Raw genomic sequence first — 24,634 nt, forward strand, 5'->3', positions numbered from 1 at the left:
GGCGTGGGGCTCGGTACGATTCGCATTGCTTAGCCATACGAAGGCAGGCGACCCCCTCAGTCAGGAGAGACCGGTGTCAGACGTCCGTGTGATCATCCAACGCGATTCCGAGCGGGAAGAGCACGTGGTGACGACGGGCACGACGGCCGGCGAGCTCTTCCCCGGTCAGCGCACCGTCGTCGCCGCGCGCATCGGCGGCGAGCTGAAGGACCTCTCCTACGAGCTCCGGGACGGCGAGTCCGTCGAGCCGGTGGAGATCTCCTCCGAGGACGGCCTGAACATCCTGCGCCACTCCACCGCGCACGTGATGGCCCAGGCCGTGCAGGAACTCTTCCCCGAGGCCAAGCTCGGCATCGGCCCGCCGGTCAAGGACGGCTTCTACTACGACTTCGACGTCGAGAAGCCGTTCACGCCCGAGGACCTCAAGGCCATCGAGAAGAAGATGCAGGAGATCCAGAAGCGGGGCCAGAAGTTCTCCCGCCGCGTGGTCTCCGACGAGGACGCCCGCGAGGAGCTCGCGAACGAGCCGTACAAGCTGGAGCTCATCGGCATCAAGGGCTCCGCCTCCTCGGACGACGGCGCGGACGTCGAGGTGGGCGGCGGCGAGCTGACCATCTACGACAACCTCGACCCGAAGACCGGCGACCTGTGCTGGAAGGACCTCTGCCGGGGTCCGCACCTGCCCACCACCCGGTTCATCCCGGCGTTCAAGCTGATGCGCAACGCCGCGGCCTACTGGCGCGGCAGCGAGAAGAACCCGATGCTCCAGCGCATCTACGGCACCGCCTGGCCCACCAAGGACGAGCTGAAGGCGCACCTGGAGTTCCTGGAGGAGGCCGCCAAGCGCGACCACCGCAAGCTCGGCAACGAGCTGGACCTCTTCTCCTTCCCCGACGAGATCGGCCCCGGCCTCGCGGTCTTCCACCCCAAGGGCGGCGTCATCCGCCGGGCCATGGAGGACTACTCGCGCCGCCGTCACGAGGAGGAGGGCTACGAGTTCGTCTACAGCCCGCACGCCACCAAGGGCAAGCTCTTCGAGAAGTCCGGCCACCTGGACTGGTACGCCGACGGCATGTACCCGCCCATGCAGCTCGACGACGGGGTGGACTACTACCTCAAGCCGATGAACTGCCCGATGCACAACCTGATCTTCGATGCACGCGGCCGCTCCTACCGTGAACTGCCGCTGCGTCTCTTCGAGTTCGGCACGGTGTACCGGTACGAGAAGTCGGGCGTCGTGCACGGTCTGACCCGCTCGCGCGGCTTCACCCAGGACGACGCGCACATCTACTGCACCAAGGAGCAGATGGCGGAGGAGCTCGACCGCACGCTCACCTTCGTGCTGAACCTCCTGCGCGACTACGGGCTCACCGACTTCTACCTGGAGCTCTCCACCAAGGACCCGGAGAAGTACGTCGGCTCCGACGAGACCTGGGAGGAGGCCACCGAGACCCTCCGCCAGGTCGCCGAGAAGCAGGGCCTCCCGCTGGTCCCGGACCCGGGCGGCGCCGCGTTCTACGGCCCGAAGATCTCCGTGCAGTGCAAGGACGCCATCGGCCGCACCTGGCAGATGTCGACCGTGCAGCTCGACTTCAACCTGCCCGAGCGCTTCGACCTGGAGTACACCGGCCCGGACGGCTCCAAGCAGCGCCCGGTGATGATCCACCGCGCGCTGTTCGGCTCCATCGAGCGGTTCTTCGCGGTGCTCCTGGAGCACTACGCGGGCGCCTTCCCGGTCTGGCTCGCCCCGGTCCAGGCCGTCGGCATCCCGATCGGCGACACCCACATCCCCTACCTCCAGGAGTTCGCCGCCAAGGCGCGCAAGCAGGGGCTGCGGGTGGACGTGGACGCCTCCTCGGACCGGATGCAGAAGAAAATCAGGAACCAGCAGAAGAACAAGGTTCCGTTCATGATCATCGCCGGTGACGAGGACATGGCCAACGGTGCCGTCTCCTTCCGCTACCGCGACGGATCGCAGGAGAACGGCATCCCGGTCGACGAGGCCATCGCCAAGATCGCGAAGGCCGTCGAGGACCGCGTACAGGTCTGATCCGGCAGTGGGCAACGGCCCCCGGAGCGCTACCCGCGCTCCGGGGGCCGTTGCTCGTCCTCCCGCGTGAACACCTGGATCAGCCACGACGAGAACGAGCCCGTCACCGCCCCCAGCAGCGCGAGACCGCACGCCATCAGCCCCGCCGCCACCGTCCGCCCCCAGAAGGTGACCGGTGCGGCATCGCCGTAACCGACCGTCGAGAGCGTCGCGCACGCCCACCACACCGCGTCCCCGAAGGTGCGGATGGAGGCGCCGGGCGCCGCGCGTTCCAGGCGGTACACCGCGAGCGCGGCGGAGAGGCCGAGCAGGACGGCGCTCAGGCTCGCGTACGACATCACCCGGGCGTACAGGTTCAGCCGCGGCCGGTCACGGCGCTGCTGCACCGCCGTGTAGACCTTGACCATGCGCAGGGGGCGCAGCAGCGGCAGGAGCAGGACCAGGGTGTCGAGCCAGTGCGTGCGGACGAAGCGTGCGCCCTGGCCGCTGAGGTGCAGCCGTACCGCGTAGTCCGCGAGGAAGAGCAGCCACGTCGACCAGACCAGGATCAGGGAGATGTCGTGCCACGGCTGGGCGTCGCGCGGGGCCAGGACCCGGGCCGCGTACCCCGCCAGGAAGAGCAGGGAGGCGGCGAAGAGCGGAAGCTCCGTGCGCTGCTCCCAGCGGGTCGGCCGGGCGGGGGCCTCCGGGGCGGGTCGCTGGCTCATCGCCTCAGCATCGCCGGGCGGGCTCGGGTGCGGCCCCGGCGACACGCTCCGCGCGGGTGACGCAATATGCTGATCGGCATGACGAGTGAGCCGGAGCAGCAGATCGGCGTGGGGACGCCCGACGCGTTTCAGCGTCTGTGGACGCCCCATCGGATGGCGTACATCCAGGGCCAGGACAAGCCGAGCGGCCCGGGCGCCGAGGACGGCTGCCCGTTCTGTTCGATTCCGGCGAAATCCGACGAGGACGGGCTCGTGGTGGCGCGCGGCGAGCACGTCTACGCGGTGCTGAACCTCTACCCGTACAACGGCGGGCACCTCATGGTCGTCCCCTACCGGCACGTCGCCGACTACACGGAGCTGGACGGTCCGGAGACGGCGGAGCTGGCGGACTTCACGAAGCGGGCGATGGCGGCCCTGCGCACCGCCTCCGGGGCGCACGGGTTCAACATCGGGATGAACCAGGGTTCGGTCGCCGGGGCCGGGATCGCCGCCCACCTGCACCAGCACCTGGTGCCGCGCTGGGGCGGGGACACCAATTTCATGCCGGTGATCGGCCACACCAAGGTGCTGCCGCAGCTCCTGGGCGACACCCGGGCGATGCTGGCCGGCGCCTGGCCGGCCGCCTGAGCGGGACCGAGCCGTACAGGGAGAAGGGCCCCCACCTGGGGGCCCTTCTCCCTGTACGTACGGACTAGGCGTCGTAGACGTCGGCCTTGCGCGGGGCCGGGTCCTGGACCAGGCCGCTCAGTATCATCGAGCGGCTGTCGAAGCGCTCGGTGTCCACGCCGTTCTCCGCGAGGACCCGCATCGCCGCCGAGTGGACCACGCGCAGCACCGGGGTGGCCGCGCGCATCGCGTCGTCCGCCATGAAGCGGTGGTTCCACGGCTTGGCCGCCCACGCGTGCCGCAGTCCGAAGGGCTCCGGAAGCACTATCTTCCCGCCCAGGTAGTCCAGCACCGGCGGATACCAGGTGAAGGGCGCCCGCAGGGCGAGCCGGACGACCTCCCGCGCCTCCACCACCGGCAGCTGGATGTCCCGGGTCTCCCAGAACCTGACGGTCTTGTTGACCGTCTTCGTCCGGGCCGCGGGCTTCGCGAAGAACAGCCCGTGCACCGGGCCCAGCGCATGCCCGGTGACCTCGATGCGCAGCGTCTCGTGGAGCACGGTGACCGTGATCATCATGGTGATCACGAGCTGACCGTCCCAGAGGGTGAACTGCACACCCAGGTAGTGCCGGTCACCGCTGCCGAACTGCTGGTGGTTGCAGATCCGCTGTATCTCGTGCGGCTTCACCTGGAAGGTCGCGACGTCCTCGCCGTCGGGGCGGGAGACGGAGTCGGCGTTCTCACCGATGGGGGAGACGATCCAGTGCTTCACGGACGGCTTGGGGAAGCCGCCGGTGTTGAGCGGGCCGCGCTCCAGCATCTTCAGCTGGTCGTGGATGATCCGGATCAGGTCCCAGCTGCGGAACTGGTGGATCTCCCGCGTCGGGTCCTTCGGGGTCAGCTCCTCGGCCAGCTGCCAGCTGCCCCACCGGGTGCCCATGCCGAGGATGCCCTTGGGACCGGCGTAGAAGACCGCGTTGGACTGCTGCTCGGCGGAGAGCTTCTCCAGCGACTGGCGCAGTTCCTCGCGCGCGGTCTCGTTGGGGTTCTTCGGCACCGCCTCCGGGATCTTCGCGATGACACCGGTGCCGGACAGCAGCCCGTCCCAGCGGGCCCGCAGGTCCTTGGCCGAGGTCTCCGCGACCCTTTTGGCGAGGAACCAGCCGATCAGCGGGGCGACGATCGCCCCCCGGACGTACAGGGGCAGGACCCCGTCCGTGGGCAGCTTCCACACCAGGATCAGCGCGCCGATCCCGAACACGGCGAGCAGCACCGTGCCGACCGCCCGGAACGCGGCGTCCTTCGACTTCGCGAGGGCGTCCTTGATGCGGAACGCGATGACCCAGGCGATCATCCCCGGCAGGAACAGGAAGCCGAACACCGCGGTGATCATCGTGAGCCGGGTGTCGCGCGCCTTACGGAGGTTGGTCGCCGACAGGCAGTGCTCGACCACCGTCTGCGGATCGGTGCCGAAGGACTGGATGAGCGCCGCGCGGGAGCCGCCCAGCATGCGTTCCTGGACGGCCCGGGAGAACGCCTCGCCGAGATTGGGCTTGAAATAGTCGGACTTGAAGAGCTTCGATGCCCCCGGCTTCACGGTGGACTTGTGCCACTCGCTGTTGGCATCGAGGATCACGTCCACCGGGCTGTCCCGGTACGCGGCCGAGGCCAGGGCGTTGGTCGCCACGGACTGGCCGCCGGACCCCTGGATCGGGATCTGCGCCCCGGGTGAGAAGTCGAATACGTCGTTGGCCACTGCCGCCCCCACTCGCCGCACGGTCTGCTCCTGCGGGTGTGCCCAACTACCCTACGCGGCATACCTTCTGAGCTGCGCCCACAGCGTATCGCCCGGATCCCCGCACCACCCGTCACCTCAAGCGACGCGGGTGGTGTTTGCGACAGTGCGCCGGTCACGCGCCGGGTGATCCGGCGCCCCGCTCCGCGCGCACCCGGTCGGCGAGCTGCGGCGGCATCGCCTCGAACCGGGCGTGCGTACGGCCGAAACGGCCGGTGCCGTGCGTCAGGGAGCGCAGGTCGAGCGGGTACCGGCCGATCTCCGTCTCCGGCACCTCCGCCCGTACGAGGGTGCGTCCGCCCGGACTCTGCTCGGTGCCCACCACCCGGCCCCGCCGCCCCGACAGATCGCTCATCACCGGGCCCACATAGTCGTCGGGGACCAGCACGGTGACCTCGCAGACCGGCTCCAGGAGCTGGATACGGGCGTCCGCCGCGGCCTCGCGCAGGGCGAGCGCCCCGGCGGTCTGGAACGCGGCGTCGGAGGAGTCCACCGAGTGCGCCCTGCCGTCGAGGAGGGTGACGCGCACGTCGACGAGCGGGTGCCCGGCGGACAGGCCCCGGGCGGCCTGGGCCCGTACGCCCTTCTCCACCGACGGGATGAACTGGCGCGGCACCGAACCGCCGACGACCTTGTCCACGAACTCGATGCCGCTGCCCGCGGGCAGCGGCTCCACCTCGATCTCGCAGATCGCGAACTGCCCGTGCCCGCCGGACTGTTTGACGTGCCGCCCGCGCCCGGCCCCCCGCCCGCCGAACGTCTCGCGCAGCGCGACCCGGTGCGGTTCGGCGTCGACCTGGACGCCGTAGCGGCTGCGCAGCCGCTCCAGGGCGACTTCCTGGTGGGCCTCGCCCAGGCACCACAGGACCACCTGGTGGGTGTCCGGGTTCTGTTCCAGGCGCAGGGTGGGGTCCTCCGCGACCAGCCGGGCCAGCCCGTGGGAGAGCTTGTCCTCGTCCGCCTTCCCGTGCGCCCTCACCGCTGTCGGAAGCAGCGGGTCCGGGGTCGACCAGGGCTCGATGAGGACCGGGGCGCCGGAGGCGGAGAGCGTGTCGCCGGTCTCCGCCTCGCCCAGCCGGGCCACGCAGACCAGATCGCCCGCGACGCACCGGTCCACCGGATGCTGCTGCCGGCCGAACGGTGAGGAGAGCGCGGTCACCCGGATCTCCGCCTCGTGACAGGGGCGCGGGGCCTGCCCCGCCGCGTCCAGGCCGTGGCCGCACAGATGCACGGTGTCGTCGGGCCGCAGGGTGCCGGAGAAGACCCGGACCAGCGAGACGCGGCCCGCGTACGGGTCGGACGACGTCTTGACGACCTCCGCGAGCAGCGGGCCCTCCGGATCGCAGACCGGGGCGGCCTCGGGTTCGCCGGACGGTGTGGTGACCACGGGCGGGGTGCGCTCCAGCGGGGTCGGGAAGCCGCGCGTGATCAGTTCCAGCAGCTCCACCGTGCCGATGCCCTGCCGGGCGCCCTCGGCCGCGGGGGCGGCGGCCAGCACCGGAAAGAAGGTGCCCCGGGCGACGGCCCGCTCCAGATCCGCGATCAGTGTCGCTATGTCGATGTCGCTGCCACCTCCGCCGTCGAGGTACCGGTCCATCAGCGACTCGTCCTCGCTCTCGGCGATGATCCCCTCGATCAGCCGGTCGCGGGCCTCCTTCAACGGTGCCTCCTGGCCGGGCGCGGGCGGCAGCTCGGCCCGCTCCCCGGAGGAGTAGTCCAGGATCCGCTGGGTCAGCAGCCCGGTCAGCCCGGTGAGCGGCGCGTGCCCATCGGCGCTTTCGGGGCCGAGCACCGGCAGATAGAGGGGGAGTACGGCATCGGGGTCGTCCCCGCCGAACGTCGCCGCACAGATCCGGGTCATCTCCTCGAAGGAGGTGCGCGCGGTGTCGAGATGGGTGACGACGATCGCCCGGGGCATCCCCACGAGCGCGCACTCCTCCCACACCGCCCGGGTCGTCGCGGCCACGGACTCGGCCGCCTGGGCCGCCGAGACGACGAAGAGGGCCGCGTCCGCCGCCCGCAGACCGGCCCGCAGCTCCCCGACGAAGTCGGCGTACCCGGGGGCGTCCAGCAGATTGACCTTGCGGCCGTCCCACGCCACCGGGACCAGGGAGAGGTGGACGGAACGCCGCCGGCGCCGCTCGATCTCGTCGTGGTCGGAGACGGTCGCCCCGTCCTCGACCCGGCCCGCCCGGTTCACGGCCCCCGCCGTCAGGGCCAGGGCCTCGACCAGGGTGGTCTTGCCCGATCCGCTGTGGCCGACCAGCACCACGTTCCGTACGTCGGAGGGGTGGCCGGCCGCCGGTACTCCTCCGGCGGCCCCGGGGTGTGCGTGCGTCTTCTCGCCCATGGTGTGCCTCCCGGCGGGTGGCGCGGTGCGGGTACGGGAGAGGAGCCGACCGCGCGATGGGGGAGCGGTGGTCACGGGCACGGGGAGGGCCGTCGCGGCGGCCCCGGCGACGCCCGCGGTCCTTCGAGCTTGGCACCGCGGAGGGGGCGCGTCCATATGTCGGGGGCGGCGGCAGCATCCCGTGACACCCTGCGGCGGGTGCCCGTCCGGTGGAGGGCACCGGTCGTGACTACGATGGGCCAGCCGGTGGCCGAAGGGGCCGCTCGGCCAACCGAACCCTCGGGAAAGCCATGCTGAACAAGTACGCGCGTGCATTTTTCACGCGTGTCCTCACACCGTTCGCCGCTCTGCTGCTCCGTCTCGGGGTCAGCCCCGACGCGGTCACTCTCATCGGCACGGCCGGAGTGATGGCAGGTGCGCTGGTCTTTTTCCCGATGGGGGAGTTCTTCTGGGGCACCATCGTCATCACGCTCTTCGTCTTCTCCGACCTCGTCGACGGCAACATGGCCCGGCAGGCCGGGATCTCCAGCCGGTGGGGCGCGTTCCTCGACTCGACGCTGGACCGGGTCGCCGACGGGGCGATCTTCGCCGGCTTCGCCCTCTGGTACGCGGGCAGCGGTGACGACAACGTCCTGTGCGCCGTCGCGATCTTCTGCCTGGCCAGCGGCCAGGTGGTCTCGTACACCAAGGCGCGCGGCGAGTCGATCGGCCTGCCGGTCGCGGTGAACGGGCTGGTGGAGCGCGCCGAACGCCTGGTCATCTCGCTGGTCGCGGCAGGCCTCGCCGGACTGCACGCGTTCGGCGTCCCGCACATCGACATCCTGCTCCCGATCGCGCTGTGGATCGTCGCCGTGGGCTCCCTGGTGACGCTGATCCAGCGCGTGGTGACCGTGCGCCGCGAGTCCGCCGACGCCGACGCCGCCTCCGCGGCCAACGGTCCGGCCGACCGATGAGCGCGCTCAAGGGCAAGATCACCGACAGTCTGTACGGGCTCGGCTGGGGCGCGGTCAAGAAGCTGCCCGAGCCCGCCGCCACGGCCCTGTTCCGCACCATCGCCGACCAGGTCTGGAAGCGGCGCGGCAAGAGCGTGCTGCGCCTGGAGTCGAACCTGGCCCGGGTGGTCCCGGACGCGAGCCCGGAACGGCTGGCCGAGCTGTCGCGGGCCGGGATGCGCTCGTACATGCGCTACTGGATGGAGTCGTTCCGGCTGCCGGCCTGGAGCCCGGAGCGGATCAGGAACAGCATCGACATCGCCGGCACCGACCGGCTGGCCGAGGGGCTGGACGCCGGGCGCGGGGTCATCGTCGCCCTGCCGCACCTGGCCAACTGGGACCTCGCCGGCGCCTGGGTCACCACCGACCTGAAGGTCCCCTTCACCACCGTCGCCGAACGGCTGGAGCCCGCGACGCTCTACGACCGGTTCGTCGCCTACCGCGAGGGCCTGGGCATGGAGGTCCTGCCGCACAGCGGCGGGGCGGCCTTCGGGACCCTGGCGCGGCGGCTGCGCGCGGGCGGCCTGATCTGCCTGGTCGCCGACCGGGACCTCTCCGCCTCCGGGGTGGAGGTCTCGTTCTTCGGCGCCACCGCCCGGATGCCCGCCGGCCCCGCCCTGCTCGCCCAGCAGACGGGCGCGATGCTGCTGCCGGTGACCCTCTCGTACGACAGCACGCCGGTGATGAAGGGGATCATCCACCCCGCGGTCGAGCTGCCGGAGGAGGGCACCCGAGCCGAGAAGACGGCCGCCATGACCCAGGGACTGGCCGACGCCTTCGCCCTCGGCATCGCCGAACACCCTGAGGACTGGCACATGCTCCAGAGGCTCTGGCTGGACGACCTGGACCCCCGGGGGGAACCCACGTGAAGATCGGCATCGTCTGCCCGTACTCCTGGGACGTACCCGGCGGCGTGCAGTTCCACATCCGGGACCTGGCCGAGCACCTCATCGGACTGGGCCACACCGTCTCCGTCCTGGCCCCGGCCGACGACGAGACCCCGCTGCCCCCGTACGTCGTCTCGGCGGGCCGGGCCGTCCCCGTCCCGTACAACGGCTCCGTAGCCCGGCTGAACTTCGGCTTCCTGTCGGCCGCCCGGGTACGCCGCTGGCTGCACGACGGCACCTTCGACGTGATCCACATCCACGAGCCGACCTCCCCGTCGCTCGGCCTGCTCGCCTGCTGGTCGGCGCAGGGCCCGATCGTGGCCACGTTCCACACCTCCAACCCGCGCTCCCGGGCGATGATCGCCGCGTATCCGATCCTCCAGCCCGCCCTGGAGAAGATCAGCGCGCGGATCGCGGTCAGCGAGTACGCGCGGCGCACCCTGGTCGAGCACCTCGGCGGGGACGCCGTGGTCATCCCGAACGGCGTCGACGTCGGCTTCTTCGCCAAGGCCGAGCCGAAGGCCGAGTGGCAGGGCCAGACCCTCGGCTTCATCGGCCGCATCGACGAACCCCGCAAGGGGCTGCCCGTCCTGATGAAGGCGCTGCCCGCGATCCTCGCCGCCCGCCCGGAGACCCGGCTGCTGGTCGCGGGGCGCGGCGACGAGGAGGAGGCGGTGGCATCCCTGCCGAAGGAGCTGCGCGGGCGCGTCGAGTTCCTCGGCATGGTCAGCGACGAGGACAAGGCCCGGCTGCTGCGCAGCGTCGATGTGTACGTGGCCCCGAACACCGGCGGCGAGAGCTTCGGCATCATCCTGGTCGAGGCGCTGTCGGCGGGTGCGCCGGTCCTCGCGAGCGACCTGGACGCCTTCGCGCAGGTGCTGGACCAGGGCGCGGCGGGCGACCTCTTCGCCAACGAGGACGCCGACGCGCTGGCCGCCGCCGCCATCCGGCTGCTGGGCGATCCCGAGCGCCGGGCCGGGCTGCGGGAGCGGGGCGAGGCCCATGTGCGGCGCTTCGACTGGGCGACGGTAGGGGCCGACATCCTCTCGGTGTACGAGACGGTGACGGACGGGGCCGCCTCGGTGGCGGCGGACGAGCGGTCGGGGCTGCGGGCCCGGTTCGGGCTGGCGCGGGACTGAGAGCGGGGCCGGGGCCTCCCGTCGAGAGCCGGGGCCTCCCGTTGAGAAGGGAGGGCCCCGGCGACGGTAGCGTGTGCGACCGTGACCGTAACCCTGATCATCTGGATCGCCGTCGCCCTCGTCGTGATCGGCGTGTACCTCAGCTGGACCGCCGGCCGCCTGGACCGACTGCACTCCCGCATCGACGCCTCCCGCGCCGCACTCGACGCCCAGCTCCTGCGCCGCGCCTCGGTCACCCAGGAGCTGGCCACCTCCGGTGTCCTGGACCCGGCCGCCTCCATCGTGCTGTACGAGGCCGCGCACGCCGCCCGGCAGGCCGAGGAGGACCACCGCGAGGTCGCCGAGAGCGAGCTGAGCACCGCCCTGCGCGCCGTGTTCGGCGAACCGGCCCAGGTGGAGGCGGTGAAGGAGGTGCCCGGCGGCGAGGACGCGGCCACCGAACTGGCCGCCGCCGTACGCCGCGTACCGATGGCCCGGCGCTTCCACAACGACTCCGTGCGCGCCGCCCGCGCACTGCGCCGGCACCGTACCGTGCGGCTGTTCCGGCTGGCCGGGCACGCGCCGTTCCCGTTGGCCTTCGAGATGGACGACGCCCCGCCGGTGGCCCTGGCGGACCGCCCCGGGACCTGAGCCGGCAGCGGATACAGGGCCAAAACGATCCACGGCCTCCCTATTGGCCCTTGCTGTGGACTGGTCCCACAGCGTTTGCTCGGCGGTGCAGTCTTCAGCGTCTTTCACCGAGTGAGGTCCCGTGTCCACGCTTCCCAGCACCCCGCAGTCCGCCGAGTCCACCGCCATCGGCACCGCCCGCGTCAAGCGCGGCATGGCCGAGCAGCTCAAGGGCGGCGTGATCATGGACGTCGTCGACGCCGAGCAGGCGAAGATCGCCGAGGACGCGGGCGCCGTGGCCGTCATGGCCCTGGAGCGGGTGCCCGCCGACATCCGCAAGGACGGCGGCGTGGCCCGGATGTCCGACCCCAACATGATCGAGGAGATCATCGGGGCCGTCTCCATCCCCGTCATGGCCAAGTCCCGCATCGGCCACTTCGTCGAGGCCCAGGTGCTCCAGTCCCTCGGCGTCGACTACATCGACGAGTCCGAGGTCCTGACCCCGGCCGACGAGGTCAACCACAGCGACAAGTTCGCCTTCACCACCCCCTTCGTCTGTGGCGCCACCAACCTGGGCGAGGCCCTGCGCCGCATCGCCGAGGGCGCGGCCATGATCCGCTCGAAGGGCGAGGCCGGCACCGGCAACGTCGTCGAGGCCGTCCGCCACCTGCGCCAGATCAAGAACGAGATCGCCCGTCTGCGCGGCTTCGACAACAACGAGCTGTACGCCGCCGCCAAGGACCTCCGCGCCCCCTACGAGCTGGTCAAGGAGGTCGCGGAGCTCGGCAAGCTGCCCGTCGTGCTGTTCTCCGCCGGTGGCGTCGCCACCCCGGCCGACGCCGCGCTGATGCGCCAGCTCGGCGCCGAGGGCGTCTTCGTCGGCTCCGGCATCTTCAAGTCCGGCGACCCGGCCAAGCGCGCCGCCGCCATCGTGAAGGCCACCACCTTCTACGACGACCCGAAGGTCATCGCGGACGCCTCCCGCAACCTGGGCGAGGCCATGGTCGGCATCAACTGCGACACCCTGCCCGAGTCCGAGCGCTACGCCAACCGCGGCTGGTAACCACTGATGAGCGACACCCCTGTGATCGGCGTCCTCGCACTGCAGGGCGACGTACGGGAGCACCTGATCGCCCTGGCCTCGGCTGACGCCCTGGCCAGGCCGGTCCGGCGCCCCGAGGAGCTCGCCGAGGTCGACGGCCTGGTCATCCCGGGCGGCGAGTCCACCACCATGTCCAAGCTGGCGGTCCTCTTCGGCATGATGGAGCCGCTCCGCGAGCGGGTCCGGGCCGGGATGCCGGTCTACGGCACCTGCGCCGGGATGATCCTGCTCGCCGAGAAGATCCTCGACCCGCGCTCGGGCCAGGAGACCGTCGGCGGCATCGACATGATCGTGCGGCGCAACGCCTTCGGCCGGCAGAACGAGTCGTTCGAGGCCGCGGTCGAGGTCGACGGCATCGACGGCGGCCCGGTGGAGGGTGTCTTCATCCGCGCCCCCTGGGTGGAGTCCGTCGGGGCCGAGGCCGAGGTCATCGCCGAGCACGGCGGCCACATCGTGGCCGTCCGGCAGCGGAATGTCCTCGCCACGTCGTTCCATCCCGAACTGACCGGCGACCATCGCGTGCACGCTCTGTTCGTGGAGATGGTGCGCGCAGTGAACTGAGCGGACCCCGGTAGGATCTCTCGGGTTCGACTCGATTTTGGTGACGCGAAGGAGAAGGCAGATGTCCGGCCACTCTAAATGGGCTACGACGAAGCACAAGAAGGCCGTGATTGACGCCAAGCGCGGCAAGCTCTTCGCGAAGCTGATCAAGAACATCGAGGTCGCGGCGCGTTCCGGCGGCGTGGACCCCGATGGCAACCCGACCCTCGTCGACGCCATCCAGAAGGCGAAGAAGAGCTCCGTCCCGAACAAGAACATCGACTCCGCGGTCAAGCGCGGCGGCGGTCTCGAAGCGGGCGGCGCCGACTACGAGACGATCATGTACGAGGGTTACGGCCCCAACGGTGTCGCGGTGCTCATCGAGTGCCTCACCGACAACCGCAACCGTGCCGCCTCGGACGTCCGGGTCGCCATGACGCGCAACGGCGGCTCGATGGCCGACCCGGGCTCCGTCTCGTACCTCTTCAACCGCAAGGGCGTCGTGATCGTCCCCAAGGGCGAGCTGGGCGAGGACGACGTCCTCGGCGCGGTGCTCGACGCGGGTGCCGAGGAGGTCAACGACCTCGGTGAGTCCTTCGAGGTGGTCAGCGAGGCCACCGACATGGTCGCGGTGCGCACCGCGCTCCAGGCGGCGGGCATCGACTACGACTCCGCCGAGGCCAACTTCCTGCCGACCATGCAGGTCGAGCTGGACGAAGAGGGCGCGCGCAAGATCTTCAAGCTCATCGACGCGCTGGAGGACAGCGACGACGTGCAGAACGTCTTCGCCAACTTCGACGTCTCCGACGAGGTCATGGAGAAGGTCGACGCCTGAGGCGCGGCCGGCACAGCTCGGTGCGACGGGCCGACGGGGACACACCCCGTCGGCCCGTCGTCTTGTCGGTTGCGGCGGTTCGGTTGCGACGGATTGTCAGCGCGAGCCGATAGCCTGCGGGAACAGATGAACGAGTGGGCGTTGTGAGCGTCGAGGACAGGGGGGCTCCATGCGGGTTCTGGGTGTTGACCCGGGGCTGACCCGGTGCGGTGTCGGCGTGGTAGAGGGCGTCGCGGGCCGCCCGTTGACCATGCTCGGCGTCGGTGTCGTGCGCACCCCCGCCGACGCGGAGCTCGGCGACCGGCTCGTCGCCATCGAGCGCGGCATAGAGCAGTGGCTGGACGAGCACTCCCCGGGTTACGTGGCCGTGGAGCGGGTCTTCGCCCAGCACAACGTCCGTACGGTGATGGGCACGGCCCAGGCCAGCGCGGTGGCCATGCTCTGCGCCGCCCGCCGCGGCATCCCGGTCGCCCTGCACACGCCCAGCGAGGTCAAGGCGGCCGTCACCGGATCGGGCCGCGCCGAGAAGGCGCAGGTCGGCGCCATGGTGACCCGGCTGCTGAGGCTGGACGCGCCGCCCAAGCCCGCCGACGCCGCCGACGCCCTCGCGCTCGCCATCTGCCACATCTGGCGGGCACCCGCGCAGAACCGGCTCCAGCAGGCAGTCGCCGCCCACCGCACCTCCGGCGCGTCCCGGACTCAGCCCCCGCCCGGCATCTCCCGTACGCCCGGTGCATCCCGCACACCCCGCACGCCTCGCACGCTGAAAGGCCCCGCCGCATGATCGCCTTCGTCTCCGGCCCGGTGGCCGCCCTCGCCCCGACCACGGCCGTCATCGAGGTCGGCGGTATCGGCATGGCCATCCAGTGCACCCCGCAGACCCTGGCCGTCCTGCGCGTCGGCCAGGAGGCCAAGCTCGCCACCTCCCTCGTCGTCCGGGAGGACTCCCTCACCCTGTACGGCTTCGCCGACGACGACGAGCGCCAGGTCTTCGAGCTGCTCCAGACCGCCAGCGGCGTCGGCCCCCGGCTCGCCCAGGCCATGCTCGCGACGCACAGCCCCGACGCGCTCCGCCTCGCCGTGTCCACCGGAGACGAGAAGGCCCTCACGGCCGTCTCCGGCATCGGGAAGAAGGGCGCCCAGAAGCTGCTGCTGGAGCTCAAGGACCGGCTCGGCGCCCCGGTCGGCGCGCACATCGGGCAGCAGGGCATCGGCACCCCCGTCACCTCCGGCTGGCGCGACCAGCTGCAGGCCGCGCTCATCGGCCTCGGCTATGCGAGCCGCGAGGCCGACGAAGCCGTCAGCGCCGTCGCCCCGCAGGCCGAGGCAGCCGTCGCCGAGGGCGTCGCACCCCCCGTACCGCAGCTGCTGCGGGCCGCCCTGCAGACTCTCAACCGCGCCCGCTGACCGGCACCGAACCACCGAAGAGGCCCTTGATGAACTGGGACGAGACCGGACCCGAGACCGACGAGCCGACCGGGCCGGCCTTCGACGACCGGCTGGTCGACGCGGACGCTGACGGCGAGGACACCGCGGTCGAGGCGGCCCTGCGCCCCAAGGACCTGGACGAGTTCGTCGGCCAGGAGAAGGTCCGCGAACAGCTCGACCTGGTCCTCAAAGCGGCCCGCGCCCGTGGCGCCACCGCCGACCACGTACTGCTCTCCGGCGCCCCCGGCCTGGGCAAGACCACCCTCTCGATGATCATCGCGGCGGAGATGAACGCCCCGATCCGGATCACCTCGGGCCCCGCCATCCAGCACGCCGGCGACCTCGCGGCGATCCTCTCCTCCCTCCAGGAGGGTGAGGTCCTCTTCCTCGACGAGATCCACCGCATGTCGCGGCCCGCCGAGGAGATGCTCTACATGGCGATGGAGGACTTCCGCGTCGACGTCATCGTCGGCAAGGGCCCCGGCGCCACCGCGATCCCGCTGGAGCTGCCGCCCTTCACCCTGGTCGGCGCCACCACCCGGGCCGGACTCCTGCCGCCCCCGCTGCGCGACCGCTTCGGCTTCACCGGCCACATGGAGTTCTACGCCCCCGTCGAGCTGGAGCGCGTCATCCACCGCTCCGCCCGCCTCCTGGACGTCGGCATCGACGTGGAGGGCGCCGCCGAGATCGCCGGACGCTCCCGGGGCACCCCCCGTATCGCCAACCGCCTGCTGCGCCGCGTCCGGGACTACGCCCAGGTCAAGGCCGAGGGCACGATCGACCGGCACATCGCGGCGGCGGCCCTCAAGGTGTACGAGGTTGACGAAAGGGGACTCGATCGGCTGGACCGTGCGGTCCTCGGCGCCCTGCTGAAACTCTTCGGCGGCGGCCCCGTCGGCCTGTCCACCCTCGCGGTCGCCGTGGGGGAGGAGCGCGAGACCGTCGAGGAGGTCGCCGAACCCTTCCTCGTCAGGGAAGGACTGCTGGCCAGGACGCCGCGCGGCCGTGTCGCGACCCCGGCGGCCTGGGCCCACCTGGGACTGGTTCCGCCGCAGCACGGAGCAAAGGGACAACAGGGTCTGTTCGGGGCGTGATAATTCACAGGTTCGCGCGGACAGGAACCACGGTGCCATGCTGGGCGTTGTTCCAACGATGCGGACTCGCTTAGACTCCGCCGATGCCGCCCTTACAGGTCGGTGTACCCACCCCCGTATATACAGGCCGCATGCCAGCGCGGTCGTGCGAAGGAATTCCCGTCCCGTGGATATCTTGACTCTCCTCCCCTTCATCGTGCTCATCGGGGCCATGTTCCTGATGACCCGCTCCGCCAAGAAGAAGCAGGCGGCGGCCGCGCAGATGCGCAGCGACATGCAGCCCGGTACCGGCGTCCGGACGATCGGGGGCATGTACGCGACCGTCAAGGAAGTCCACGACGACACCGTTCTCCTTGAGGTCGCTCCCGGCGTGCACGCCATCTACGCGAAGAACTCGATCGGTGCCGTTCTGGACGACGCGGAGTACAACCGCATCGTGCACGGCGACGACGAGGAGCTGGACGCGGACGGCACGGTCGTTCCCGACGACGCCTCCTCGCTGACCGGTGAGTCCGGCGCGGACAAGGCCGACGTCGCCAAGATCGACCTGGGCAAGGACGAGACGGCCGACGACGCCGGGACCGAGGACGCGGCGGCCAAGGACGTCAAGGATTCCAAGGGCGACGGCAAGGCCGACGGCGAACCCGAAGCCAAGTAGTTCTCACGATCCCGGGGACGTCGCGCGCCCACCGGCGCGCGGCGTCCCCGGGACCGTGCAGGTCGTCTGCGGGGGCAGGTCCCCACAACACTTCGTGGCCGCTCGGGCGCGTACCCGGCGCGGGGCGGTTGGACAGGGAGAAACGAGAAGGTGGCAGCACCCAAGAAGGGCCGAGGGCCGTCCGGCGGTCAGGGCAGGCCGGGGCGTTCCCTGGTCCTGATCCTCATCGCCATGGTCGCGCTCACCGGCGGGATGTTCCTGTCCGGGCACACCACGCCGAGGCTGGGCATCGACCTCGCCGGCGGCACGTCGATCACGCTCAAGGCGAAGAACCAGCCCGGCAAGCCCAACGCGATCAACGCGACCAACATGGGCACCGCGGTCGGGATCATCGAGCGCCGCGTCAACGGTCTGGGCGTCTCGGAGGCCGAGGTCCAGACCCAGGGCAGCGACAACATCATCGTCAACATCCCCAAGGGGACCAACTCCGAGCAGGCCCGGGAGCAGGTCGGTACCACCGCCCAGCTCTACTTCCGGCCCGTTCTGACGGTGGCGGCGAGCGGCCCCGAGCAGCCCACGCCCTCCGGCTCCGCGACCCCTTCGGGAAGCGCCACGCCGAGCGCCGGTGAGTCCGCGAAGCCCGAGGACAAGGGCGAGGAGGCCACCGGAGAGGAGGCCACCCCCTCCCCGAGCTCCACCACCCAGGGCCGTGCGGTCACCGGGGCCCTGAAGAAGGCCCCCACGCCGACCCCCACCGGCTCCGGCGAGCCCAAGCCGTCCGGCACCCCCGAGGCCTCGCCCTCCGCGGACCCGGCGACGGCCAAGCTCCAGGAGGAGTTCGCCAAGCTCGACTGCACCGACCCCGAGCAGCGCACGGCGGCCGGCAAGGACGCCCTGCCCACCGACTCCATCGTCGCCTGCGGCTCGAACGTCCCCGGCAGCTACGAGAAGTACGTGCTCGGCCCGGCCGAGGTCTCCGGCGGTGACGTCGACGACGCCGAGGGCGCCATCGACCAGCAGACCGGTGAGTGGATCGTGTCGATGGAGTTCACCTCCGCCGGCGCCAAGAAGTTCCAGACGATCACCAGCCGGCTCTCGCAGCAGCAGCCGCCGATGAACCAGTTCGCGATCGTCCTGGACGGCGAGGTCGTCTCCGCCCCCTCCGTGCGGACGGCGCTCAGCAAGAACGCCCAGATCTCCGGCAGCTTCGACCAGGAGTCCGCCGCGGACCTCGGCAACATCCTGTCCTACGGTGCGCTTCCGCTGACCTTCGAGGAGTCGAGCGTCACCACGGTGACCGCCGCCCTCGGCGGTGAGCAGCTCAAGGCGGGCCTGATCGCCGGTGCGATCGGTCTGGCGCTGGTCGTGATCTACCTGGTCGCCTACTACCGCGGCCTGGCCTTCATCGCCCTGCTGAGCCTCCTGGTCTCCGGCATCCTGACGTACACGATCATGGCCTTGCTGGGCCCGGCCATCGGCTTCGCGCTGAACCTCCCGGCAGTCTGTGGCGCCATCGTCGCGATCGGCATCACAGCGGACTCCTTCATCGTGTACTTCGAACGCGTGAGGGACGAGATCCGCGAGGGCCGCACCCTGCGCCCGGCCATCGAGCGCGCCTGGCCCCGGGCCCGGCGCACCATCCTGGTCTCCGACTTCGTGTCGTTCCTGGCGGCCGCGGTGCTCTTCCTCGTCACCGTCGGCAAGGTCCAGGGCTTCGCGTTCACGCTCGGCCTGACCACGCTGCTCGACGTCGTCGTCGTGTTCCTCTTCACCAAGCCCCTGATGACGCTGATGGGCCGGACGAAGTTCTTCTCCAGTGGCGGTTCCTGGTCCGGTCTGGACCCGAAGCGGCTCGGCGCCCAGCCGCCGCTGCGCCGCTCGCGCCGTGCCGGCGTTTCCACCGACCCGAAGGAGGCGTGAGATGTCGCGACTCGGCAATCTCGGCGCCCGGCTCTACCGAGGCGAGGTCGGTTACGACTTCATCCGCAACCGCAAGATCTGGTACGGCGTCTCGATACTGATCACCATCACGGCCATCATCGGCGTGGCGGTCGGCGGCCTCCGGATGGGGATCGAGTTCAAGGGCGGCGCGGTCTTCACGACCGACAGCAGGGCCCAGATCTCCACCTCCGAGGCGACGGACGTGGCGACCGAGGCCTCGGGCCACCTGGCCATCGTCCAGGAGCTCGGCAACGGCGGTCTGCGCATCCAGATCACCGAGGTCGACACGGCCAAGGCCAACGAGATCAAGGAGACCCTCTCCGAAGAGCTCGGTATCCCGGCCGAGGAGATCAACGCGGACCTGGTCGGCCCCAGCTGGGGTGAGCAGATCGCCAACAAGGCGTGGACGGGTCTCGGGATCTTCATGGTCCTGGTGGTGATCTATCTGGCGATCGCCTTCGAGTGGCGGATGGCCGTCGCCGCCCTCATCGCCCTGATCCACGACATCACCATCACGGTCGGTGTCTACGCCCTGGTCGGCTTCGAGGTCACCCCGGGCACGGTGATCGGTCTGCTGACCATCCTCGGATACTCCCTGTACGACACGGTGGTGGTCTTCGACAGCCTCAAGGAGGGCCAGAAGGACATCACCAAGCAGACCCGCTACACGTACAGCGAGATCGCCAACCGGTCGATCAACAGCACGCTGGTCCGCTCCATCAACACCACCGTGGTGGCGCTGCTGCCGGTGGCCGGCCTGCTCTTCATCGGTGGCGGTGTCCTCGGCGCCGGCATGCTGAACGACATCTCGCTGTCGCTGTTCGTCGGTCTCGCCGCCGGTGCGTACTCCTCGATCTTCATCGCCACGCCGCTCGTCGCCGACCTCAAGGAGCGCGAGCCGCAGATGAAGGCGCTGAAGAAGCGGATTCTCGCCAAGCGGGCGGCCGCGGCCGCCCGGGGCGAGTCCCCCGAGGACGACGGCCCGGTGTACCGGCAGGCCGACGAGGACGACGAGGACGGCGAGACCGCCGGTGCCGTCGTGGGCCAGCGTCAGCAGCCCCGCGGCCACGGCCGCACGCCGGGGAAGCGCCGATGACCAGCACCACCGAATCCACCAGGGAGCTGCTGCTCAGCCGGATCCGCGATGTCGCGGACTACCCGAAGCCGGGCGTGGTGTTCAAGGACATCACCCCGCTGCTGGCGGACCCGGCGGCCTTCGCGGCGCTCACCGACGCTCTCGCGGAGCTGTGCGTACGGCACGGCGCCACGAAGATCGTCGGCCTGGAGGCGCGCGGCTTCATCCTGGCCGCGCCCGTCGCGGTCCGGGCGGGCATCGGCTTCGTACCGGTCCGCAAGGCCGGGAAGCTGCCCGGAGCCACGCTGAGCCAGTCCTACGAGCTGGAGTACGGCAGCGCGGAGATCGAGATCCACGCCGAGGACCTCGAAGCCGAGGACCGGATCATGGTCATCGACGACGTCCTGGCCACCGGCGGCACCGCCGAGGCCTCGCTGGAGCTCATCCGGCGGGCCGGCGCCCAGGTCGCGGGGGTCTCGGTCCTCATGGAGCTCGGCTTCCTGGCGGGCCGGGCCCGGCTGGAGCCCGCTCTGCGGGGCGCTCCGCTGGAAGCGCTGATCACGGTCTGAGAACGACCCGAGCAGGAAGGGCGGGCACCCGGGAACATCCGGGTGCCCGCCCTTCGTTCTCCAAGCTCTCACCGTCCCCGGGCGAGGACCTGCCGGGGGATCGTTACCATGGGCTCTCCGGGTACCCCGGATCCGCACGAGGAGCGCTCTTGCCAGACGAGGCCCAGTCAGCCGCCGCCCCGCAGCCCGACAAGCCCGTGGCGGCCCCCGCCACGCCCGGGAAGGCCGCGCCCTCGAACGCGCCGAAGCCCGCGCCCCCGGAGCCCGAAGCCGGTTCCGAGCGCCCCCAGGCCGCCACGCCCCCCGCCGGGCAGCCGAAACCGGCCACGCCCGCGAGCCCGCCCGCCAAGGCCCCTGAGGCGTCCGAGCCCTCCGCGGAACCGGCCGCCACGCCTGCGCCGAAGCCCCCCGCCCCCACGCCCCCGGCCCCCGTGAAGCCCGCTGTCCCGGCCGGTGCCGCCCCCCGTTCCGGCGGCTCCTCCAACCGGGTGCGGGCCCGCCTCGCCCGACTGGGCGTACAGCGCTCCAGCCCGTACAACCCGGTTCTCGAACCCCTGCTGCGTACGGTCCGGGGCAACGACCCCAAGATCGAGACGGCCACGCTGCGCCAGATCGAGCGCGCCTACCAGGTGGCCGAGCGCTGGCACCGCGGCCAGAAGCGCAAGAGCGGCGACCCGTACATCACGCACCCGCTCGCCGTCACCACGATCCTCGCCGAGCTGGGTATGGATCCGGCCACCCTGATGGCCGGCCTGCTGCACGACACCGTCGAGGACACCGAGTACGGCCTGGACACCCTCAAGCGCGAGTTCGGCGACCAGGTCGCCCTCCTCGTCGACGGCGTCACCAAGCTGGACAAGGTCAAGTTCGGCGAGGCCGCGCAGGCCGAGACCGTACGCAAGATGGTCGTCGCCATGGCCAAGGACCCCCGGGTCCTGGTCATCAAGCTCGCCGACCGGCTGCACAACATGCGCACCATGCGCTACCTCAAGCGGGAGAAGCAGGAGAAGAAGGCCCGCGAGACGCTGGAGATCTACGCCCCCCTGGCGCACCGGCTGGGCATGAACACCATCAAGTGGGAGCTGGAGGACCTCGCCTTCGCGATCCTCTACCCCAAGATGTACGACGAGATCGTCCGCCTCGTCGCCGAGCGGGCCCCCAAGCGCGACGAATACCTCGCCATAGTGACCGACGAGGTCCAGTCCGACCTGCGCGCCGCCCGCATCAAGGCCACCGTCACCGGCCGCCCCAAGCACTACTACAGCGTCTACCAGAAGATGATCGTGCGAGGCCGCGACTTCGCCGAGATCTACGACCTGGTGGGAATCCGGGTACTGGTCGACACAGTCCGCGACTGCTACGCGGCGCTCGGCACCGTCCACGCCCGGTGGAACCCGGTGCCCGGGCGGTTCAAGGACTACATCGCGATGCCCAAGTTCAACATGTACCAGTCGCTGCACACCACGGTGATCGGCCCCAGCGGCAAGCCCGTCGAGCTCCAGATCCGTACGTTCGACATGCACCGCCGCGCCGAGTACGGCATCGCCGCGCACTGGAAGTACAAGCAGGAGGCCGTCGCCGGCGCCTCCAAGGTGCGCACCGACATCCCCAAGAACACCGGCCGCGGCCAGGACACCGTCAACGACATGGCGTGGCTGCGCCAGCTCCTGGACTGGCAGAAGGAGACCGAGGACCCCAGCGAGTTCCTGGAGTCCCTGCGCTTCGACCTCTCGCGCAACGAGGTCTTCGTCTTCACGCCGAAGGGCGACGTGATAGCGCTGCCCGCCGGGGCGACGCCCGTCGACTTCGCGTACGCCGTCCACACCGAGGTCGGCCACCGGACCATAGGAGCACGCGTCAACGGGCGGCTCGTCCCGCTCGAATCGACCCTCGACAACGGCGACCTGGTGGAGGTCTTCACCTCCAAGGCCGCCGGCGCCGGACCCTCCCGGGACTGGCTCGGCTTCGTCAAGTCGCCGCGCGCCCGCAACAAGATCCGCGCCTGGTTCTCCAAGGAGCGCCGCGACGAGGCCATCGAGCAGGGCAAGGACTCCATCGCGCGGGCCATGCGCAAGCAGAACCTGCCGATCCAGCGGATCCTGACCGGCGACTCCCTGGTCACCCTCGCCCACGAGATGCGCTACCCCGACATCTCCTCGCTGTACGCGGCGATCGGCGAGGGCCATGTTGCGGCGGCCGGCGTCGTACAGAAGCTGGTGCAGGCCCTCGGCGGCCACGACGAGGCCAACGAGGACCTCGCCGAGTCCACCCCGCCCTCCCACGGCCGCAACAAGCGCCGCGCCAACGCGGACCCCGGCGTCGTCGTCAAGGGCGTCGAGGACGTGTGGGTCAAGCTCGCCCGCTGTTGTACGCCCGTCCCCGGCGACCCGATCATCGGCTTCGTCACCCGGGGCAGCGGCGTCTCCGTGCACCGCGCCGACTGCGTCAACGTGGAGTCCCTCTCGCAGCAGCCCGAGCGGATCCTCGAAGTCGAATGGGCCCCCACCCAGTCCTCGGTCTTCCTGGTCGCCATCCAGGTCGAGGCGCTGGACCGCTCCCGGCTCCTCTCCGACGTCACCCGGATCCTCTCCGACCAGCACGTCAATATCCTGTCGGCAGCCGTCCAGACCTCCCGCGACCGAGTGGCCACCTCGCGCTTCACCTTCGAGATGGGCGACCCCAAGCACCTGGGCCACGTCCTGAAGGCCGTACGCGGTGTGGAGGGCGTCTACGACGTCTACCGGGTCACTTCTGCCCGCAGGCCGTAACAGCGGCAACGGAAAGGCCCCGGTACGCATCGCGTACCGGGGCCTTCTGACAGCCGTGATCAGCCGCCGAACTCCTCCAGGCCCTTCAGCGCCTGGTCCAGCAGCGCCTGGCGGCCCTCCAGCTCCTTGGCCAGCTTGTCCGCGCGGGCGTTGTTGCCCGAAGCGCGCGCGGTGTCGATCTGGCCGCGCAGCTTGTCCACGGCAGCCTGGAGCTGACCGGTCAGACCCTCGGCGCGGGCCCGCGCCTCCGGGTTCGTCCGGCGCCACTCCGACTCCTCGGACTCCTGGAGCGCCCGCTCCACCGCCTGCATCCGGCCCTCGACCTTCGGGCGGGCGTCACGCGGTACGTGGCCGATGGCCTCCCAGCGCTCGTTGATGCCCCGGAAGACGGCACGGGCCGCCTTCAGGTCCTTCACCGGCACCAGCTTCTCGGCCTCGGTGGCGAGCTCCTCCTTGAGCTTGAGGTTCTCGCCCTGCTCGGCGTCGCGCTCCGCGAAGACCTCGCTGCGGGCGGCGAAGAAGACGTCCTGGGCGCCGCGGAAGCGGTTCCACAGGTCGTCCTCGGACTCGCGCTGGGCGCGGCCCGCGGCCTTCCACTCGGTCATCAGGTCGCGGTAGCGCGCGGCCGTGGTCACCCAGTCCGTGGAGCCGGACAGCGCCTCGGCCTCCGTGACCAGCTTCTCCTTGGCCTTACGGGCGTCCTCACGCTGGGCGTCCAGCGCGGCGAAGTGGGCCTTGCGCCGCTTGGAGAACGCCGAGCGGGCGTGCGAGAAGCGGTGCCACAGCTCGTCGTCCGACTTGCGGTCCAGACGGGGGAGACCCTTCCAGGTGTCCACCAGCGCCCGCAGTCGCTCACCGGCCGACCGCCACTGCTCGCTCTGCGCCAGCTCCTCGGCCTCGGTGACCAGAGCCTCCTTGGCGTGCTTGGCCTCGTCGGTCTGCTTGGCCTTGAGGACCTTGCGCTCCTCGCGCCGTGCCTCGACCGTCGCCACGAGCGCGTCCAGCCGCTTGCGCAGTGCGTCCAGGTCGCCCACCGCGTGGTGCTCGTCGACCTGCTGACGCAGGTGGTCGATCGCGGTCGTCGCGTCCTTCGCCGACAGATCGGTGGTCTTCACCCGCCGTTCGAGGAGGCCGATCTCGACCACAATGCCGTCGTACTTGCGCTCGAAATAGGCCAGAGCCTCCTCGGGGGAACCGGCCTGCCACGATCCGACGACCTGCTCGCCGTCGGCTGTACGCACGTACACGGTGCCCGTCTCGTCGACGCGGCCCCACGGGTCGCTGCTCACAGCGCCTCCTCCACCTGATGCCTGCGAGGGGGTTCGCCCCCCGGGCATCGTCCACAGTTTCCTCGGGCGGGCCTCGCCCGCCCTGCACAACGCCAATCTAGGCGACCGGCCACCCGGCTGTCCGCACTCAGCGCGGCTGAAATTATCCGCTCGCGCACGACGGCCCGGGGCGCGAGAGCCGCCCCGGGCCGTGCGGCCGG

The 24,634-nt window shown here is 70.8% G+C and carries 21 protein-coding genes; 17 read left to right on the forward strand and 4 right to left on the reverse strand.

All coding sequences use genetic code 11. The features are described from left to right. Nucleotides 1-73: 73 nt before the first annotated feature. Entirely contained in the window at nucleotides 74-2,050 is a 1,977-nt protein-coding gene (gene thrS, locus IE264_RS30255) for a threonine--tRNA ligase (protein ID WP_032760813.1), read from the forward strand. A 29-nt stretch (nucleotides 2,051-2,079) separates the two neighbouring features. Here thrS and IE264_RS30260 read toward each other — a convergent pair whose 3' ends face one another. After that, nucleotides 2,080-2,757: a potassium channel family protein gene (locus IE264_RS30260; RefSeq protein ID WP_015607402.1), complete on the reverse strand. Its 678-nt coding sequence runs from the start codon at nucleotides 2,755-2,757 to the stop codon at nucleotides 2,080-2,082. 66 nt (nucleotides 2,758-2,823) lie between these two features. On the opposite strand from IE264_RS30260, the gene IE264_RS30265 reads away from it, so the two are divergent. After that, the gene (locus IE264_RS30265) at nucleotides 2,824-3,384 is read left to right on the forward strand and encodes an HIT family protein (protein WP_015607401.1); all 561 of its coding nucleotides are present in this window, start codon (nucleotides 2,824-2,826) and stop codon (nucleotides 3,382-3,384) included. A 64-nt stretch (nucleotides 3,385-3,448) separates the two neighbouring features. Here IE264_RS30265 and IE264_RS30270 read toward each other — a convergent pair whose 3' ends face one another. Continuing rightward, the gene (locus IE264_RS30270; RefSeq protein WP_032760812.1) at nucleotides 3,449-5,119 is read right to left on the reverse strand and encodes an AbeC-like domain-containing protein; all 1,671 of its coding nucleotides are present in this window, start codon (nucleotides 5,117-5,119) and stop codon (nucleotides 3,449-3,451) included. 154 nt (nucleotides 5,120-5,273) lie between these two features. Continuing rightward, the gene (locus tag IE264_RS30275) at nucleotides 5,274-7,508 is read right to left on the reverse strand and encodes an elongation factor G-like protein EF-G2 (protein ID WP_032760811.1); all 2,235 of its coding nucleotides are present in this window, start codon (nucleotides 7,506-7,508) and stop codon (nucleotides 5,274-5,276) included. Between the two features lie 290 nt (nucleotides 7,509-7,798). On the opposite strand from IE264_RS30275, the gene pgsA reads away from it, so the two are divergent. From pgsA to IE264_RS30350, 15 genes are all read left to right on the forward strand, one after another. Continuing rightward, entirely contained in the window at nucleotides 7,799-8,461 is a 663-nt protein-coding gene (gene pgsA, locus IE264_RS30280; RefSeq protein WP_032760808.1) for a phosphatidylinositol phosphate synthase, read from the forward strand. Continuing rightward, complete coding sequence (locus tag IE264_RS30285; protein ID WP_015607397.1) at nucleotides 8,458-9,369, forward strand: phosphatidylinositol mannoside acyltransferase; 912 nt, start codon at nucleotides 8,458-8,460, stop codon at nucleotides 9,367-9,369. The genes pgsA and IE264_RS30285 overlap by 4 nt, the downstream gene beginning before the upstream one ends. Continuing rightward, nucleotides 9,366-10,526, forward strand: coding sequence for a glycosyltransferase family 4 protein (locus IE264_RS30290; RefSeq protein WP_015607396.1), 1,161 nt, complete (start codon nucleotides 9,366-9,368; stop codon nucleotides 10,524-10,526). Before IE264_RS30285 ends, IE264_RS30290 begins: the two co-directional genes overlap by 4 nt. A gap of 81 nt (nucleotides 10,527-10,607) precedes the next feature. Next, the gene (locus tag IE264_RS30295) at nucleotides 10,608-11,156 is read left to right on the forward strand and encodes a hypothetical protein (RefSeq protein WP_015607395.1); all 549 of its coding nucleotides are present in this window, start codon (nucleotides 10,608-10,610) and stop codon (nucleotides 11,154-11,156) included. A gap of 121 nt (nucleotides 11,157-11,277) precedes the next feature. Next, entirely contained in the window at nucleotides 11,278-12,198 is a 921-nt protein-coding gene (gene pdxS / locus IE264_RS30300) for a pyridoxal 5'-phosphate synthase lyase subunit PdxS (protein ID WP_015607394.1), read from the forward strand. A gap of 6 nt (nucleotides 12,199-12,204) precedes the next feature. Next, complete coding sequence (gene pdxT / locus IE264_RS30305; protein ID WP_015607393.1) at nucleotides 12,205-12,798, forward strand: pyridoxal 5'-phosphate synthase glutaminase subunit PdxT; 594 nt, start codon at nucleotides 12,205-12,207, stop codon at nucleotides 12,796-12,798. Nucleotides 12,799-12,859: 61 nt separating this feature from the next. Next, nucleotides 12,860-13,612: a YebC/PmpR family DNA-binding transcriptional regulator gene (locus IE264_RS30310; RefSeq protein ID WP_015607392.1), complete on the forward strand. Its 753-nt coding sequence runs from the start codon at nucleotides 12,860-12,862 to the stop codon at nucleotides 13,610-13,612. Nucleotides 13,613-13,781: 169 nt separating this feature from the next. Next, nucleotides 13,782-14,396 carry a crossover junction endodeoxyribonuclease RuvC gene (gene ruvC, locus IE264_RS30315; protein WP_015607391.1) on the forward strand — a complete coding sequence of 205 codons (615 nt, stop codon included), beginning with the start codon at nucleotides 13,782-13,784 and terminating at the stop codon, nucleotides 14,394-14,396. Then, nucleotides 14,393-15,019 carry a Holliday junction branch migration protein RuvA gene (gene ruvA / locus IE264_RS30320; RefSeq protein ID WP_032760805.1) on the forward strand — a complete coding sequence of 209 codons (627 nt, stop codon included), beginning with the start codon at nucleotides 14,393-14,395 and terminating at the stop codon, nucleotides 15,017-15,019. The genes ruvC and ruvA overlap by 4 nt, the downstream gene beginning before the upstream one ends. Nucleotides 15,020-15,048: 29 nt before the next feature. Continuing rightward, nucleotides 15,049-16,134, forward strand: a complete 1,086-nt coding sequence (ruvB, locus tag IE264_RS30325; protein WP_015607389.1) for a Holliday junction branch migration DNA helicase RuvB — start codon at nucleotides 15,049-15,051, stop codon at nucleotides 16,132-16,134. Between the two features lie 166 nt (nucleotides 16,135-16,300). Next, nucleotides 16,301-16,792: a preprotein translocase subunit YajC gene (gene yajC, locus IE264_RS30330; RefSeq protein ID WP_015607388.1), complete on the forward strand. Its 492-nt coding sequence runs from the start codon at nucleotides 16,301-16,303 to the stop codon at nucleotides 16,790-16,792. A gap of 150 nt (nucleotides 16,793-16,942) precedes the next feature. Beyond that, the gene (gene secD / locus IE264_RS30335; protein ID WP_015607387.1) at nucleotides 16,943-18,712 is read left to right on the forward strand and encodes a protein translocase subunit SecD; all 1,770 of its coding nucleotides are present in this window, start codon (nucleotides 16,943-16,945) and stop codon (nucleotides 18,710-18,712) included. A gap of 1 nt (nucleotide 18,713) precedes the next feature. Continuing rightward, on the forward strand, nucleotides 18,714-19,829 hold the full coding sequence (gene secF / locus IE264_RS30340; RefSeq protein ID WP_015607386.1) for a protein translocase subunit SecF: 1,116 nt from the start codon (nucleotides 18,714-18,716) through the stop codon (nucleotides 19,827-19,829). Continuing rightward, on the forward strand, nucleotides 19,826-20,377 hold the full coding sequence (locus IE264_RS30345; protein WP_015607385.1) for an adenine phosphoribosyltransferase: 552 nt from the start codon (nucleotides 19,826-19,828) through the stop codon (nucleotides 20,375-20,377). The genes secF and IE264_RS30345 overlap by 4 nt, the downstream gene beginning before the upstream one ends. A 149-nt stretch (nucleotides 20,378-20,526) precedes the next feature. Continuing rightward, entirely contained in the window at nucleotides 20,527-23,145 is a 2,619-nt protein-coding gene (locus tag IE264_RS30350) for a RelA/SpoT family protein (protein ID WP_190167729.1), read from the forward strand. 59 nt (nucleotides 23,146-23,204) lie between these two features. On the opposite strand, the gene IE264_RS30355 is transcribed toward IE264_RS30350, so the two are convergent. Continuing rightward, nucleotides 23,205-24,434, reverse strand: a complete 1,230-nt coding sequence (locus IE264_RS30355; protein WP_015607382.1) for a DUF349 domain-containing protein — start codon at nucleotides 24,432-24,434, stop codon at nucleotides 23,205-23,207. Nucleotides 24,435-24,634: the final 200 nt, after the last annotated feature.

This window comes from Streptomyces microflavus, from assembly GCF_014650075.1.
Classification (GTDB): Bacteria; Actinomycetota; Actinomycetes; order Streptomycetales; family Streptomycetaceae; genus Streptomyces; species Streptomyces microflavus.